General features: G+C 42.3%; 16 protein-coding genes. 1 reads left to right on the top strand and 15 read right to left on the bottom strand.

Annotated features, from left to right (window positions below; all coding sequences use genetic code 11):
* Positions 1 to 49: 49 nt before the first annotated feature.
* From IGK85_RS13760 to IGK85_RS13785, 6 genes are all read right to left on the bottom strand, one after another.
* On the bottom strand, positions 50 to 1,078 hold the full coding sequence (locus tag IGK85_RS13760; RefSeq protein ID WP_008380362.1) for a Gfo/Idh/MocA family protein: 1,029 nt from the start codon (positions 1,076 to 1,078) through the stop codon (positions 50 to 52).
* Between the two features lie 24 nt (positions 1,079 to 1,102).
* Positions 1,103 to 2,071 (bottom strand): sugar phosphate isomerase/epimerase family protein, encoded by a 969-nt coding sequence (locus tag IGK85_RS13765; protein WP_008380360.1) that lies wholly within the window; start codon positions 2,069 to 2,071, stop codon positions 1,103 to 1,105.
* The gene (locus IGK85_RS13770; protein ID WP_008380358.1) at positions 2,068 to 2,787 is read right to left on the bottom strand and encodes a ThuA domain-containing protein; all 720 of its coding nucleotides are present in this window, start codon (positions 2,785 to 2,787) and stop codon (positions 2,068 to 2,070) included. Before IGK85_RS13770 ends, IGK85_RS13765 begins: the two co-directional genes overlap by 4 nt.
* Positions 2,784 to 3,536: a sugar phosphate isomerase/epimerase family protein gene (locus IGK85_RS13775; protein ID WP_008380356.1), complete on the bottom strand. Its 753-nt coding sequence runs from the start codon at positions 3,534 to 3,536 to the stop codon at positions 2,784 to 2,786. Before IGK85_RS13775 ends, IGK85_RS13770 begins: the two co-directional genes overlap by 4 nt.
* A 30-nt stretch (positions 3,537 to 3,566) precedes the next feature.
* A complete protein-coding gene (locus IGK85_RS13780) occupies positions 3,567 to 4,640 on the bottom strand; it encodes a Gfo/Idh/MocA family protein (protein WP_008380354.1) in 1,074 nt (357 codons plus the stop codon).
* Positions 4,641 to 4,874: 234 nt separating this feature from the next.
* On the bottom strand, positions 4,875 to 5,741 hold the full coding sequence (locus IGK85_RS13785; protein ID WP_005233920.1) for an AraC family transcriptional regulator: 867 nt from the start codon (positions 5,739 to 5,741) through the stop codon (positions 4,875 to 4,877).
* 132 nt (positions 5,742 to 5,873) lie between these two features.
* Here IGK85_RS13785 and IGK85_RS13790 point away from each other — a divergent pair, with 132 nt between their 5' ends.
* Entirely contained in the window at positions 5,874 to 6,662 is a 789-nt protein-coding gene (locus IGK85_RS13790) for a PHP domain-containing protein (protein WP_008380351.1), read from the top strand.
* Positions 6,663 to 6,773: 111 nt separating this feature from the next.
* Here the strand turns inward: IGK85_RS13790 and IGK85_RS13795 are convergent, their stop codons facing one another.
* The 9 genes from IGK85_RS13795 to lacD all read right to left on the bottom strand — a co-directional run bounded on the left by IGK85_RS13795 (position 6,774) and on the right by lacD (position 14,784).
* On the bottom strand, positions 6,774 to 7,424 hold the full coding sequence (locus IGK85_RS13795) for an HAD family hydrolase (RefSeq protein WP_008380349.1): 651 nt from the start codon (positions 7,422 to 7,424) through the stop codon (positions 6,774 to 6,776).
* Positions 7,421 to 8,101 carry a fructose-6-phosphate aldolase gene (locus tag IGK85_RS13800; RefSeq protein WP_008380347.1) on the bottom strand — a complete coding sequence of 227 codons (681 nt, stop codon included), beginning with the start codon at positions 8,099 to 8,101 and terminating at the stop codon, positions 7,421 to 7,423. Before IGK85_RS13800 ends, IGK85_RS13795 begins: the two co-directional genes overlap by 4 nt.
* A 42-nt stretch (positions 8,102 to 8,143) precedes the next feature.
* Positions 8,144 to 8,500 (bottom strand): PTS glucitol/sorbitol transporter subunit IIA, encoded by a 357-nt coding sequence (locus IGK85_RS13805; RefSeq protein WP_008380345.1) that lies wholly within the window; start codon positions 8,498 to 8,500, stop codon positions 8,144 to 8,146.
* Between the two features lie 22 nt (positions 8,501 to 8,522).
* Positions 8,523 to 9,521 carry a PTS glucitol/sorbitol transporter subunit IIB gene (gene srlE / locus IGK85_RS13810; RefSeq protein WP_008380342.1) on the bottom strand — a complete coding sequence of 333 codons (999 nt, stop codon included), beginning with the start codon at positions 9,519 to 9,521 and terminating at the stop codon, positions 8,523 to 8,525.
* 12 nt (positions 9,522 to 9,533) lie between these two features.
* Complete coding sequence (srlA, locus tag IGK85_RS13815; RefSeq protein WP_008380340.1) at positions 9,534 to 10,088, bottom strand: PTS glucitol/sorbitol transporter subunit IIC; 555 nt, start codon at positions 10,086 to 10,088, stop codon at positions 9,534 to 9,536.
* Complete coding sequence (locus tag IGK85_RS13820; RefSeq protein WP_008380338.1) at positions 10,088 to 10,573, bottom strand: transcriptional regulator GutM; 486 nt, start codon at positions 10,571 to 10,573, stop codon at positions 10,088 to 10,090. Before IGK85_RS13820 ends, srlA begins: the two co-directional genes overlap by 1 nt.
* Entirely contained in the window at positions 10,570 to 12,432 is a 1,863-nt protein-coding gene (locus tag IGK85_RS13825; protein ID WP_008380335.1) for a BglG family transcription antiterminator, read from the bottom strand. The genes IGK85_RS13820 and IGK85_RS13825 overlap by 4 nt, the downstream gene beginning before the upstream one ends.
* Positions 12,433 to 12,447: 15 nt before the next feature.
* Positions 12,448 to 13,248 carry an SDR family oxidoreductase gene (locus IGK85_RS13830; protein ID WP_008380333.1) on the bottom strand — a complete coding sequence of 267 codons (801 nt, stop codon included), beginning with the start codon at positions 13,246 to 13,248 and terminating at the stop codon, positions 12,448 to 12,450.
* A gap of 558 nt (positions 13,249 to 13,806) precedes the next feature.
* Positions 13,807 to 14,784, bottom strand: a complete 978-nt coding sequence (gene lacD / locus IGK85_RS13835) for a tagatose-bisphosphate aldolase (RefSeq protein WP_008380331.1) — start codon at positions 14,782 to 14,784, stop codon at positions 13,807 to 13,809.

A 14,784-nucleotide genomic window follows, 5' to 3' on the forward strand; every position in this document is an offset into this window, starting at 1 on the left:
ACGTAGCGAAGAGAGACCACTCCCTCAGCTAGTGCTTTTTTCTATTCTCTTACGCTGTGGCAAAAATGCGTTCGATCAACTGCATCACTGCTCGGACTTCTTCGTTTTTAACGATAGGTTCGGCACCGTTGCGTACAACGTTGTAAAAATTCTTGTAGAAAGGTTCAAAATCCGCTTCGGCTTTCGGGAAAGGAATCTCTTTGGCTGCCAATTCCGATGGCGGTGCCATCGTTTTCGTCAAGCCAACGCCTGCTTGGACTGGTTTTGGTGCAGCCACATCTTCGCGACCTGTTGCTTGCACCATTTCCCCATTTAGATCCCAATCGGTGATGGTGGCTGTTCCTTCTGTTCCTTTGATGTACCAGCGAGGCAATTGCGTGTAATTGGAGGTTCCAACTTCCACGATTGCTTTAACCCCATTTTCAAAAGTAATCAAAGCGAAGAACCCATCATCGACTTCTTCCCCCAACACAAAGCTAAGATCCGCTTTGACGTCTTTCACTGGGCTGTCGATCAGCCATAGCATTTGATCCAACAAGTGAACGCCCCAGTCTAAAAGCATTCCCCCACCTTGTTTTTTCACATGGCGCCAGTCTCCTGGGATGCCGTTTGCCCCTTGGACCCGTGACTCTAATTGGAACAAATCACCGATCTGTCCATTACGGTACAGTTCGCGTACAAGTAGAAAATCAGGATCCCAACGGCGGTTTTGGTGAACCATAAAGGTATTGCCAGTTTCTTGGGCAACCGCCACGATCTCATCTAGTTCCACAGTATTCAGCGCAACAGGCTTCTCGCAAACAACATGTTTGCCGGCTTTCAACGCAGCGATCGATAACTCTTTGTGCAAGTCATTAGGTGTGGCGATCAATACTGCTTCGATCGTCTCATCGGCTAAGACTTCATCATAGCTTTTAAAGACCTTATGGCCTTTTTCTTGGGAGATCGCTTGACGTTCTTCATTGATATCGTAAGTTCCTACGATGTGGATTCGTTCGTTTTCATTTGGTAAGATATTGTGGACATGGTACGCACCCATGCCGCCATATCCGATTACTGCAAAATTGATTGCACTCATGTCTGACACTCCTCGGTTTTCTTCTTATGCCCACCACATGGATGAAGCTTCTTCACGGATCATAATCGTCTTCAAGTTGCCGATGGCACGAGTCAGTCCTTCATCAATGGACATGATTGGATCTTCATGTTCAATACTCAAGACATAATCATACCCATAAATTCTAAGCGCAGAAATAATATCTGACCAGACTTGTAAGCTGTGGCCGCAACCGACTGAACGGAAGGTCCAAGCTCGGGTTTTGACATTGCTATATGGCTGCATGTCCGTCAAGCCATGCATGTTGATATTATCTTGATCCAAATACGTATCTTTGGCATGGAAGTGATGGATCGCATCGGCTTCCCCTAAGATTTTGACCGCTGCCACTGGGTCGATCCCTTGCCACCATAAATGACTTGGATCCAAGTTGCAGCCGATGGCTTTACCCGCAGCATCCCGCAGTTTCAACATCGTATAAGGGGTATGTGCCAAAAAGCCACCATGAAGTTCGATCCCAATTTTAACACCAGCCGCTTCCGCTTCCGTGTTGATGCCTTTCCAATAAGGAATCAGTTTTTGTTCCCATTGATAATTATAATTGTCATCGTATTCCGTTGGCCATGGCAATACTGGCCAGTTGACTTGTGTATCTGTTGCATTTCCGCCTGAAACGCCTGAAAATCCATTCACAACAGGTACATTCATCAAGCTGGCTAATTTGATGGTTTTACGCAAAAGTTCATCGGCTTCTTGCGCTTCTGCTTTTAGTGGAGAGATTGGGTTGTTGTGACAGCTCAAAGCTGAGATTTCCAATCCTTTATCAGCTAATTTTGCCAAGTATTCTTTTCGCTCTGCTTCACTTGCTAGTAAACGGTCAATGTCTAAGTGGGCATTGCCGGGAGAACCACCGGTACCGATCTCAACGGTTTGGAGCCCTTTTTTCGCTACTTCATCGATCATTTCTTCAAAGCTAAGTTGATTGAATAACGGGGTAAAAACACCTAATTTCATTTTCTTTCCTCCTCAATTGCTTGAAAATGCCCATATGTTGGGTAACGATTTTCTGTTGGTGCACACCAGCGAGCCGCATTTTGGATCACTTTTTGCACTTTGGGATTGTAATAGCTTGGGAATGTCTCATGACCAGGCTGGAAATAGAAGATTTTGCCATTCCCACGGCGGAATGTACAGCCGCTGCGGAAAACTTCACCACCAGGGAACCAGCTGACAAAGATCAATTCATCCGGCGCTGGAATATCAAAGTGCTCGCCATACATTTCCTCTTGCTCTATTTCGATCCATTCGCCGACTCCTTCAGCGATTGGGTGGCTTGGATTAACATTCCAGATCCGCGCATGCTGATCGTCTACCCGCCATTTCAAATCGCACGACGTTCCCATCAACGTTTTAAAGATTTTCGAAAAGTGGCCAGAATGCAAGACGATCAGTCCCATTCCTTCCCATACACGCTGCTGCACACGAGCAACGATAGCATCATCGACTTCTTCATGCGCCATATGGCCCCACCAAACCAACACATCCGTGTCAGCCAATACTTGCTCCGTCAACCCATGTTCTGGTTCATCAAGGGTCGCCGTTCGTACTTGAAAATCATCCTCTGCTAAAAACTTGGCAATTTGACCATGGATTCCTTCTGGATACATTTTTTGGACGGTCTCATTCGTTTTTTCATGACGAAACTCGTTCCATACCGTAACATGGATCATTGGTAGACCTCCTCTACGATGTCTTTTAATTGCAGATAATCAATCCCGCTGGCTTCTAAAGGAGCGAATTTTTGAAACGCTTCCTGCTCGACGATCAGCCATGGTAGTTCTAATGCTTTAGCTGCTTCTACATACGACTTAATTGGTAAAATCCCATTGCCGATCTCGGTGCTTTCCTGCGGCTGCTCTTGCATATCTTTGATATGAACCAAGCCGACCTTCGTTTCGCGTTCCTTTAGCCAAGGTAAAATAGCCACGTTTGCAAAGGCTAACCAGTAAAGGTCGGCTTCCAAACGCAGTTGCGGATTGTCTTTGATCAGTTCATCGATCATGGATTTTCCAGCAACTTCAGTAAATTCATGGGCATGGTTGTGGTAGTAGCAAATCAGCCCTTCTGCCTGCAATTTTTGGGTGATCTGGGTCAGCTCCGCAGCAAAGGCTTGCCATTTTTCCAAAGAATCAAAGCTGGCATACGGAATCACGATCCGTTGATTGCCAATCGTTTTTTCAAAAGCGACGGTTTCTTCAAAACGATCTTGCAATGCTTCAAACGGGATATGGGAAGCCGCGACCGCCAAATCCAACTGCTCCAGCATTTCTTTGATCTGAACAGCGCTGTGTCCATGATAACCGGCAAATTCAACACCGTCATAGCCGTTTTGTTTTACTGTTTTCAACGCATCAAAAAGATTTGTCTTGCAGTCCTCTTGAATACTCCAAAGCTGTAAAGCAATTTTCGGTTTTGTCATTTGTGCTCGCTCCTTTTCTTCCAGCAGTTCTTATAGGTAGACTGGCTCACCGGTTTGCGATGATTTGTAGATCGCTTCTAGAATCTCCGTCACGACCATTGCTTCTTCAGGTTTGACCACTGGTTCGGTATCGTTGATGATCGCATGGATCCACGATTGTGCTTCTAAAATTTCTGGCGTCTCCCCGTTTCCTTCATAAAAATCAACGCCGCCTGTTTCAAGTTCGATATTTTTTTCATACAGCAAGCTGTGGTCTTCCCCATTGATGGTCAAACCGTTGTTCATATCCGCACCGGCTTTGCTACCCATCAGTGTCGTTTTGGCCTCTTTCACATCCAAGCTGTTGAGCGCCCAGCTGGCTTCTAAGAAAATCGTTGCGCCATCTTCCATGACCACAAAACCAAAGGCCGAATCTTCTACTGAGAATTTCTCTGGGTCCCAAGGGCCCCAAGCATTTGCGGCATTTTTGGTTTGCGACAACTCATGATACGCTTTTCCGACAACAAATTTTGGTTTGTAATTGTTCATCATCCATAAGGTCAGATCCAATGCGTGGGTACCGATATCGATCAACGGACCGCCGCCTTGCGCTTCTTCATCAAGGAAAACACCCCAAGTTGGCACAGCCCGACGACGGATCGCATGAGCTTTCCCAAAATAAATGTTTCCTAATTGTCCTTCGGCGCACACTTCATGAAGATAACGAGAATCTTTTCTAAAACGGTTTTGGTAGCCGATCGTGAGTTTTTTCCCTGTTCGGTTGGCTGCTTCGATCATTGCTTTGGCTTCTGCCGCTGTTTTTGCCATTGGTTTTTCACACATGACATGACAATCTGCTTCTAGTGCAGCAATCGTCAACTCAGCATGTGAGGCGTTTGGTGTACACACATGGATCACATCTAGATCAGCTTGTGTCAACATTTCTTGATAATCGCTGAATACTTGAGCATCTTCGGTCCCAAATGCTGATTTCGCTTCAACTGCACGTTCAACCAGCAGATCACAAAAGGCAACCATTTCTACTTCTTCTACTTGAGACAAGGCAGGCATGTGCTTGCCGTTTGCGATCCCACCGCACCCAATGATTCCAACTTTAACTGTCATATCTTTCCTCCTGAAAACGCTTATTATTTTCTACCCCCTCATTATAGCGAAACATCGAAAGCAGTTCTTCCCAGTTTCCATTGAAAAAATTCCCGAAAATTATCTTATGAAACTTTAACAAAAAGAACCACTCCACAATTTATGCAAAGCGCTTAAAAAAACACTATCGAGAAAAAAATAGTGCCAGATCAACAAAAAAACAGTCGACAAGCACAGGCTCATCGGCTGTTTCTATCAATTTTGATTCAATTGTTTCTGGTACTGCAACGGTGATTGACCAACGGCTTCCTTAAAGACATGATGAAATGTTTTGACACTGGCAAAGCCAGCTTTTTCAGCGACTTCTGCCATCGGGATCTTTTCATTTGCCAAGATAAATTTGGCTTGATTGATACGGTATTCCGTCAAAAACTGCATGAAGGTCTTGCCAGTATTGGTTTTAAAGAAACGCGTGAAATAATGAGGACTAAACCCTACATGTCTTGCGGTGTCCTCCATCGTCAAGACTTCTTGGTAATGGGATTCGATGTACTCAAAGACATCATTCAGACGCTGCAAGGTTTCTTTGTATTGTGCGGCCGTTCGTTTTAGTGGATTGACGGCTCGTTTTCGCTTTGGCAAGCTTTGATAGCACTCCCCGATCAACTGGTAAAGCAGCCCGAGAGTCAAATAACGCTTCCCAACAACATTTTCCTCTTCCAACTGATACAACTCGATCAAGAGACCTGTTATTTTTTCCGTAAAACTCGCTGGCCAATTTTTGCTGTGGGGCTCCCCTTCTTCAAAGAGTGTCATCAAGGATACTTCATTTTCTCGCAGCAACGGCTCTTCAAAAAGCTGCATATCAAATTGATAGACATAGCGTTCACTCTCAGGCGATGCTAGAAAATAGTGGGGTTGCCCGCTGGAAAAAAGATACAGATCCCCTTCCTCCAACTCAATGATCGTATCGTCAACACCAATATTCACCGTGCCACGCTTAGCGTAAATGATCTCGATTTCTTTATGGACATGGGGATAAACGATGGTCAAACCATCATTTAGAAACGTTCGAAAACGAAATTCACTTTCAAATTCAGGAATTTCAAGATACATACTCATGGCTGACCGACTCCTTCGCTCTATTCTTATTTATTATAAGCGAAAAATTGCCTAAGAGAAAACCTTTTCTCAGCCAATCATAGTTTCTTCTGCTTTTTTGTGGTATCGTATTCAAGAAAAGGAGTCTTGTTTATGAATTATTATGATCAACATCTGCATACATTTTTGTCTTTTGATTCAGATGAACAGTTTGAGAATTATCTAGCTTACCAGCCTGCCTACTTCGTTGCGACAGATCATTTCGATTTGAAGAACCCCTATTCGGGATTCCGTGATGATATTCCTGACTATGAATTACTAGTAAAAACCCACCAGAAGCTGCAAGAGACCACAGCGACGAAACTCTTAAAAGGCATCGAGATTGGTGTCGTGCCTGGTCAAGAACAAGAAATCTTGCGCTATCTTGAAAGCCATCCTTATGACTTGAAATTGATCAGTATCCATCAAAACGGTACCTTTGATTATATGGACGATGCCGTGTTGACGAAGGACAAATTTGCAGTCGCCAAACAATACTTTGACCAAATGGCCCACGTGTTGGACTCGTTTCCAGACGGGCATATCGTGACCCACTTTGATTATGGCTTGCGTCGTTTCCAATTTACAGCTGAGGAATTGGCCGCCCATTTTGAAACAGAGTTAACGACGATCTTCAAAAAAATCGTTGCCCGTGACTTAGCGATGGAAATCAACGCTAAGAGCTTTGGCCCTTATCAAAATGCCCACCTTTACCAATATGCTATCCCGCTGTATCAAAGTGTTGGGGGTAACTTGTTCACCCTCGGCTCTGATGCCCATAAAGCCAGTGATTATCGGTTAGATTTTGCAGCGATGAGCGATCTGCTGCGTTCCTTTGGTGTCAATCAATTAGCGGTCTTTCAAGGTAGTGAACGGTTTATGGCGGATCTGCCGACAGAATAAGCTTATTCTTTGACTATCATGCAAAAAAATTAAAAATGACCAGCCTATAAAGGATGATTCCAGCTTCATTAGCAATCATCCTTTATAGGCTGGTCATTTTAGACGTGCGTATTATTTAATGGTTTTCAATCCTTGCACATTCAGGTCACGAAAATCAATGATCGTTTGATCCGCTGGCAGATCTTGCGCAGAGAATGCTGGATTTGCAAAACCAATACAGTACATACCCGCATCTTTGGCAGCTTTACAGCCATTGATCGTATCTTCAATGACGATACATTGCTGAGGGTTCGTACCCAACAAAGACGCTACTTTCAAGAATACGTCGGGAAAAGGTTTCGAGCGTGCTACCTCTTCACTACTGACGATCTCAGTAAAATAGTTTCGCAACTGCAATTGATCCAGGTTCTCCTCAATCTCTTTTTTGGGAGAAGAGGAAGCAACACCAAGCTGAAAGTTCGCTTCTGCTAACTGCCGAATCAATGTTTGCACATGAGGAATCGCTTTGACGCCATCACGTGTGATCAACGCTTTTCTTCTGAGATTCATTTCTTCAATGTACGCTGAAACAGATTTTTGTAACTGTAATTCTTCCTTCATTTTTTCCCACATAAATTCTGCAGTGGTCCCCATGAACTGATAGTGATACGACTCATCTACAAGGTGTCCTTCACTATGAAGCATCGCTGTTTTTGATTCTAAAAACGTATACTCAGAATCTACGATAACCCCATCCATATCAAAAATTACCGTTGGCATCATTGGCATAACCCCTGAATCGATGGCGACTCAAATGTCTCGACCCAGTCATTGTGAAAGTCCGTTATTGCTTTTTGAATGGAAGGCATGGCTAATCCTTGTCGATAGATGTCTGGATCAGCAGTGAGCGCATGTGCCCCTGCACGAATCGCGCGATTCATTTGCGCAGTGTTCTTAAAGCTTGCAGCAAGGATCTTACTTTGTGCTTGAGTGGTATGAATCGCTTGTGCCAATGATTCAATGACTGTTGGTGCATCAACATTGATATTTTCCATACGGTTATAGTATGGCGCCAAATAATCGACTCCAGCACCAATCGCTAAGAACCCCTGTAATTCGGTATAAATGGCTGTAGCTGTTAAATTGAATTCACGCTCTTTTAATCGTTTGATGGCTTCTAACCCATTTTCATTGACAGGGATTTTGATATAGACGTCGTTTCCCAGCTTATTGATAATCGTTTCTGCATCTAGAATCATCTCATCGACAGTTTCCCCAACCACTTGAACGTGTAAGGACGCTTCTCCGATTCGTTCTTTCACTGCTTGCAAATGAGTAAAAAAGTCGATGTTCCCCGCAGCTTTCAAAATCGTGGGGTTCGAGGTTACTCCTGCCAGCGGGAGTACCTTTTGATAGTGGGTGATTTCCTCAAGATTTACTGTATCCAAAAAGAATTCCATTGTTTACACTCCTTCAATCTTACGTTTTACTAGACAGTTTCCTTACTTAATACTGATTTTTGTTCCTTTTTCAATCACAGGGATCGTTTTTTCTTCTACATAAAGTGTGCCTGGTAATTCAGAGGTCGAACTGCCATCAAATTTAATCGTGATGTGTCCTAACTCTTGCAAATTCCTTGATACCACGTCACCTACCGAGGTAATTTGATAGCTTTGATCATCGATCCATAATTTTTGTTCAGATGTAATCGTGCCATTCATTGGCTGTACTTCAATTTTGTAACAATAGTCAGCTAATGCTGCCGGTGCATCTTTGCCAAAAAGAATGATCATATTTTCTTCGCGAAATAATTCTGCCTCCACACCGATTGAAAGAACTGTCGTAGTAAAAACTGCCATTTCTGCTTCCTCCTATACTGATTTAACTATAAAGTCCAAAACTTGCAAGCCATGCTACGAAGACCCGTGGTACACCATTTAAGAAACGAGAATAAAGAACAGAAGGTACCCCAACCTCAACCGTTTCCGCTTCTGCCTCTTCTAATCCTAACCCAACTGGAATGAAATCACAGGCATTTTGAGTATTGATCGCAAATAATGCAGGTAGAGCAAGTTGAGGTGGAATCGTTCCTTTACCGATCTCGACCCCAATCAGAGTTCCAATCACTTGACTGATCACTGCCCCTGGTCCAAGTAACGGGGAGAGAAATGGCAAGGAACAAATAAAGCCAATGATCATCAATCCCCAAATATTGCCAGCCAATGGCGCCATTACATTCGCAAAGAAATTTCCAACGCCTGACCCTTGAATGATCCCAATCAACAGGGAAACAAATGCCATGAAGGGAATGACGGTATTGATCATCGTCTGAACCCCATCTCGTGCAGATTGGTTAAAGGTCGCAACGACTTTCCCGGCGCCCATCCCGATCTTGGCAATAAAATTTTGCTGCTCGGCTTTTTGCTCCGTGATTTTTTTCGAAGTATCGTAGGTAAATTCCCGCTTAGGAGGTGTTGCTTCATTGGTGACAGTGATTGCTTCTTGCTCTTCGCTTAATGAAATTTGGTCGACCCCAACCGCCGAAACATAGATCTGTTCATTGATATATTGTGCTAATGGCCCGCTTTTCCCCGTTGCGACGACATTGATCGTCGGAATCCCTTTTTTGGGATAAATACCGCAACGTAGTGTGCCACCACAGTCAATGATTGCCAATGCAATTTCATCATCGGGAATCGATGTTTTAAAGCCATTGACTGCTTCCATTCCCGTTAATTCAACAATTTTATCAACGATTGCAGGTCGCTCACCACCACCAGTAATGTAAATAAATTTATGTCTTTCTTCTGTCGGCGTGATCACTAAGGGACCGCCATAACCACCGCTGCCTTTGACTACTCGTATACTTTTATACGTCATCTTGATTCCTCCTTATTCTGCCACTAGTTTGACGGTTTTACTCAAAGTGATGCCTTGCTGCTTACACACGTAAGCAGTCGTAAAGTCGGTGACCCAACCACCAATAAAGTTCATGATCATACCGACCAACAGATAACGAATCGCCAGCTCCATCGAGTTTAAGCCTAATGTTGTGATTCCTTGGGCAATACCCAACCATACAAAGAGTTCTCCCGGATTGATATGAGGAAATACCCCATTACTGGTGTGACAAAATTGCGCTTGTGAAGCATAATAGCTAGGTTTATAGTATTCAGGTAAAAAGCGAGCCATAGTAAACGACATTGGATTTCCTAACATAAAGGCAGATAGGAAAGGTAAAAGCAAATAGCGAGTAAAAGGATTTTTTGAAGATAAACGTGCCACTTTGGTCACGCGTTCTTCTCCTAAGAAAGCAATCAACGTATTCATGGCGACCATCAGCATTAGCACCACTGGAACGATACCTGTCATCCATGAGATAAAGGTTTCTGCTCCGGTTTGAAAAAGGCTCATAAAACCTTCAGCAAATTTTGTAATATACTCCATTATTTTGCACTCCTTTTTTCTTTCATGTATATTTTCTCTTTCCATGTTTGTATTTGTATTTTCAACAGTGTTACAGGCGACACTCCTTGACTTTCGGTATAGTTCCCGGCTTCTGTGCGCAAATAGATTTCTCTGGCATTTTCCATCGCTTGAATCGTCAACTTGTTTTCTTTTTGCACATTGGGATGGTACTTATCGATATAATGAATATCTTCTCCTAGATAGACCGGCAGCTCTTTAAACTTCGCCAACACGGTTACCCCTTGCATCTTTCTGGCATCAAGAATGATTCCTGCTGGATCGACCGCAAATAAAACGATCGTTCCTGCTTTTATTTTCCCAGCTCTGCGTCCAATCGCTACCTTGCCTTTTTTGCGCAGTTGCTGATAGTTTTGATTAAAGTGTTTGATCTGTTTTAACCCAAAAAGAATTTGTAACAAATAGGCGCCTAAGGCAAAAATACCAAATAGATAAACAAAACTCATATAATCAACTCCTTCTGATAAAGCCATTCTTTCAATGCCAATAGATTTTCTCGGGCACTGATTTCTTCTCTGAAATCCGCGTTGCCAGCAATCGCAAATAATTCATCATAAATGCGCAACAAGTCTTGTTCGTTTTTCCCTGTCAATTCACTTGGAATACCTAACAAAAAAATCAGTTTGATATTGCCCTCAGGAGTAACCAATTTCCTTTTGAATACACCTATCGACAGAACGATTTTATCTGTTTGATCATTGATCGCATGGGGAAAGCCAATCTCAGAATCAAAAATCGTGGCATGTTTTTCCTCTCTTTGTCTGATTCGTTCCAAAAAGCACTCATCTACTATATGCTCCTTTGTTAATTCGGCGATCATTGACTGGACATTCTCTTGATAGGTCAAGTCAGGATCTAAGTGATTAAAATGTAAGAGGATCGACTGCTTCCCTACTGACTGCAAGCGTTCGGCTTTTTCCCACTCATTGCGCAACCAATGATCGTCAAATAAGTTGGTCAATTTAATGATTGGACTTTTCACTTGCTCTAAATGTTTTAATGGAATCGTCGTAAAAATGGCGAAGTAATCGGTCAGATTTTCCTGCTGATAGGCTTCCTCTGATAAATGGGTGATGCGAATATCATTGCCTAAGACTCGTTCCAATTGACGACGAATGATCATCGCCGTACCTCTGCCACTGTGACAAACTACAGCAATTTGCTTTTTGGCTGGTTCGTTTTGTTGGCTTTTCAAAGCAAGTTCAAAATAAAGTGCTAGATAACTGATTTCGACTGTGGGTATGGTTCGACCAACCACTTCTTCAATCTCTTGTAGACCGACTTTGGCTAATTCATAGGCAAAGGGATATTGTCGCTCGATTTCGCCGTAAAACAAATCGCTTAATTTTGCTTGGACCACGATTCGGTTGATCATATACTTTAAGTGTTCTTTCATTTCTAAAAACAAAACTTTCTCATTGATATCCAAAACGAGCGTGCGATGGATTCGCTTTAGCATCGCTTTAAAGTACTGTTCGACTGCTGTCGGGACAACCGTACGCTCAATTAAGGAATTTGCAGATAAATTTAACGGGAACCAGAGAAAGTCCTGTTCTGTTTGACTTAAAGTCACTCGGTATTTGGTCTCTAGATGATAGATCAACTGCTCGATTTGTTCTTCTTCTTTGATGAAATTTGTATAACAATTCGGTATCGTCTCTAAATAATTCCCTTCAATGATCCTTTTCATGGAAATAGAAATCACTTTATACAGTAAACGACCATAATACTGCGGAATCCCTGAGAGAGAAATGATTTTTTGGATCATTGCTTGTGTATCGTTTTCTAAATAATTTTCATAAAAATAATCTTGTACATAATAGATGTAAAGCAAACGCAGATTAAATTCACTTCCTTTAATCTGAATTCCTCTGTTTGGCGTTCCGATTACTTCTGTATCAAAAGGTTTGAGTAGCTTTTTTAGCATCCGAAAATCATTATAGACAGTACTCCTACTGATCCCTAGCGCTTCAGACAGATCGTCAATTAAAATAAATGACTTTTCCTCGATCAATTGTTTTAGGATAAATGCCACCCGTTTACTTGCTGAGTTAAAATCGGTTTCTTTTTTTAACTTTCCAGCCAAAATGAGTTCAAATTCTTCAGCGTCTTCTACCTCAATCGAATAGCTCTTTTTCCTTTGCACGATTTTCGCAATACCAATTAGTTCTTCATTAAGCAGATCAATACTACTCTTTACTGTTTTTGAACTACTGCTCAACTTTTTCTGTAAATCAATGATTGAAATATCCTTATGGGTTATTAACAAGTCTAAGATTTGATACCATCGATTTACGAATGCCATTTTATCCCCCTATTTCTATCCCCTAGTTTTTCCTCCCGCTACATTTGTTGTCACTCCTGTAATATAACTGGATCGATCAGACAGGTAATAGCAGACCAAGTCAGCTACTTCTGTCAATTTGCCACTCCGACCTAGAGGAATTGTACTCGTTTTTGTGTATCCTTCTCGCAGTTTTTCAACTGTCGTCCCTCTTGTGTAAGCCAATGCCTCCTCATAGGCAGGCGTTCTCAAACCTGTTTCTTCCATGATGCCGGGTGCAATACCCACCACTCGAACATTTGATTTTCCTAATTCTTTTGCCCATGATCTTGTATAGCTATTGAGTGCCGCTTTGGTAGCAGCATATGCACTTTGCCCTTCAGATCCTTCAAGCCCTGATTCTGATGACATATTGATGATGACTCCAGATTTTTTATTGACCAATTCTCGGGCTACTGTTTGCGTCATTAGGAAAACGCCCTTTTGATTGATTGCACTCATCTTGTCAAAAATAGGATCTGATAATTCATATTTCCCATGAGGATCTTTCTTATCTACTAAAAGACGTGGAATATTGATCCCTGCATTGTTCACTAAACCATCGACAGTTCCAAACCGCTCAACGACTTTTTCTACACCTGACTCCACCTCTTCCCTTACTGAAATATCCGTTTCAACAAACAACAAATTGTCATGTTGTTGGGTAGCTTCTGTAAGGTCAAAATTTGCCACATTCACCCCTTGCTCTAATAAACTTTCGACAATCCTCTTTCCGATTCCTGAAGAACCTCCTGTTACGATCACGGTTTTTCCAGCTATATTTAACCAGTCTTTCATACGTTCCCTCCTACAATTTGATTACGCTTTCAGTATAAGCGTTGACCAATAATAATTAAGACAGGATTTTTTCAAAGATCTGGAAAAAAAGTGTACGAATTCACTGAATAATCTTCAGACCGTTTGCCTTATAAAACAATGCAATTTTATTTTGCAACTGAAAGAATTCATGTTGAAGCGACTTCTATTCTATCCTATCTTCTCCTTAGATGGAGCCATCCACTCTTTTTTAAAGGATGGTTTGTGTACTAATTGCTCTCGATTTTTCCACAACAAAGCCACTCCAATAACAAGCAGTCAAAGAAAGAAAAACTCCTACCTTTTTCTTCCACAAAAAAAGCTTAGGAAAATTCCCTAAGCTAATTGAAACGATTGAAATTAGAGTGTATTAAAAAGGCGGAGATTGGTTAGTACGCTCCTTAAGAATGACCCAACTCGTTGACTTTTTCAAATGAAGACTTCGGCGAAAGTCAATCTCAGATATCCGTTTAACCGTCTGGAAGCCAGCATATGTTGACACCTTATTTCCCCAAGTTCAGATATTCCCATTGAAAGAAATCATTCAGTTGTTGCCTGACAAGAAGAAGCTGTTTCCATTAGCACTTCATTCAATGTTTCGATGTTTTTTCTACCGTCTGTTTGCATCCATTGTCTTGCAGCAGCTTCTCCTTTAGTGGCAAATACCTTAACACCATCTGCCCAAGTTGCTCGCCCGCATAATACACCATTGAAGGTTGAACCAGCTGCTTTGGCAAAACGGAGGGTTTCTTGAAAAAGCTCCGCACTGACGCCCCCGCTAAGAAAAATAAATGGACAAGCAGTCATTTGGCTTTGTTCTTTAAAGAATGCTGCAGCCTCTTTTTGTGTATAGACAACTTCATTTCCGAACCCTTCAACAAACTTCATATTGACAGGAACTTCTACTTTCAAAACAGCCACGTTATAGCGCGACTCCGCAAAAACCTTCATCATTTGATTGACTTTATGTGGTTTGATCGTTGCGTATTCTTTCGATGTGTTATCCGAAATGGTCGCATCATAGGAGACTAGCTCTAAGAAAAAGGGCAGCCCTTCCGCCAGACATTCAGAACCGATTCGTTCTATATAAGCTTTCTTTTGATCGTTGATCGCATCGCTTTCGTCTACATCATAGTAGAGTAAAAACTTACAGGCATCTGCTCCTGCCTCTTTGAGCTTCTTGACTGACCAATAATTTAACGAGTCTGGGAGTCTCCCAGGCGTCGTTGCGTCATACCCCGTTTTTTCATAAGCCATCAATAGACCAGTTTGCTGAGCGCGTTCTTTTGCTGCCGGAAGTCCGTATTCTGGATCTAATAAAATAGCCGATGCATAGGGTGTTAGTTCTTCAGAGACGATGGTTTTAAACTGCTCGATCGCTGCATCCGACACTTCTTTTTTATATTGACTTAGCATCCTCTTTAATGCGCCTCTTTGATCGATCGCTAAGGCACTGATGATTCCTTTTGAATTACAAAGTTTTGTTACTGCTATCGGTTGCTTCATTGTCGTAGTCAT

The organism is Enterococcus sp. AZ015 (genome assembly GCF_050499225.1).
In the GTDB taxonomy this organism is placed as follows: domain Bacteria; phylum Bacillota; class Bacilli; order Lactobacillales; family Enterococcaceae; genus Enterococcus_D; species Enterococcus_D entomosocium.

Excerpts from the sequence above, each read along its gene's own strand:
- IGK85_RS13830 (WP_008380333.1), bottom strand. The coding sequence starts at position 13,248 with ATGAAAGACTGGTTAAATATAGCTGGAAAAACCGTGATCGTAACAGGA.
- IGK85_RS13795 (WP_008380349.1), bottom strand. The coding sequence starts at position 7,424 with ATGATGCCAACGGTAATTTTTGATATGGATGGGGTTATCGTAGATTCT.
- IGK85_RS13825 (WP_008380335.1), bottom strand. The coding sequence starts at position 12,432 with ATGGCATTCGTAAATCGATGGTATCAAATCTTAGACTTGTTAATAACC.
- IGK85_RS13770 (WP_008380358.1), bottom strand. The coding sequence starts at position 2,787 with ATGATCCATGTTACGGTATGGAACGAGTTTCGTCATGAAAAAACGAAT.
- IGK85_RS13805 (WP_008380345.1), bottom strand. The coding sequence starts at position 8,500 with ATGGCAGTTTTTACTACGACAGTTCTTTCAATCGGTGTGGAGGCAGAA.
- srlE (WP_008380342.1), bottom strand. The coding sequence starts at position 9,521 with ATGACGTATAAAAGTATACGAGTAGTCAAAGGCAGCGGTGGTTATGGC.
- IGK85_RS13820 (WP_008380338.1), bottom strand. The coding sequence starts at position 10,573 with ATGAGTTTTGTTTATCTATTTGGTATTTTTGCCTTAGGCGCCTATTTG.
- IGK85_RS13765 (WP_008380360.1), bottom strand. The coding sequence starts at position 2,071 with ATGAAATTAGGTGTTTTTACCCCGTTATTCAATCAACTTAGCTTTGAA.
- IGK85_RS13790 (WP_008380351.1), top strand. The coding sequence starts at position 5,874 with ATGAATTATTATGATCAACATCTGCATACATTTTTGTCTTTTGATTCA.
- IGK85_RS13785 (WP_005233920.1), bottom strand. The coding sequence starts at position 5,741 with ATGAGTATGTATCTTGAAATTCCTGAATTTGAAAGTGAATTTCGTTTT.
- IGK85_RS13780 (WP_008380354.1), bottom strand. The coding sequence starts at position 4,640 with ATGACAGTTAAAGTTGGAATCATTGGGTGCGGTGGGATCGCAAACGGC.
- IGK85_RS13760 (WP_008380362.1), bottom strand. The coding sequence starts at position 1,078 with ATGAGTGCAATCAATTTTGCAGTAATCGGATATGGCGGCATGGGTGCG.
- lacD (WP_008380331.1), bottom strand. The coding sequence starts at position 14,784 with ATGACTACGACAATGAAGCAACCGATAGCAGTAACAAAACTTTGTAAT.
- IGK85_RS13800 (WP_008380347.1), bottom strand. The coding sequence starts at position 8,101 with ATGGAATTCTTTTTGGATACAGTAAATCTTGAGGAAATCACCCACTAT.
- IGK85_RS13775 (WP_008380356.1), bottom strand. The coding sequence starts at position 3,536 with ATGACAAAACCGAAAATTGCTTTACAGCTTTGGAGTATTCAAGAGGAC.
- srlA (WP_008380340.1), bottom strand. The coding sequence starts at position 10,088 with ATGGAGTATATTACAAAATTTGCTGAAGGTTTTATGAGCCTTTTTCAA.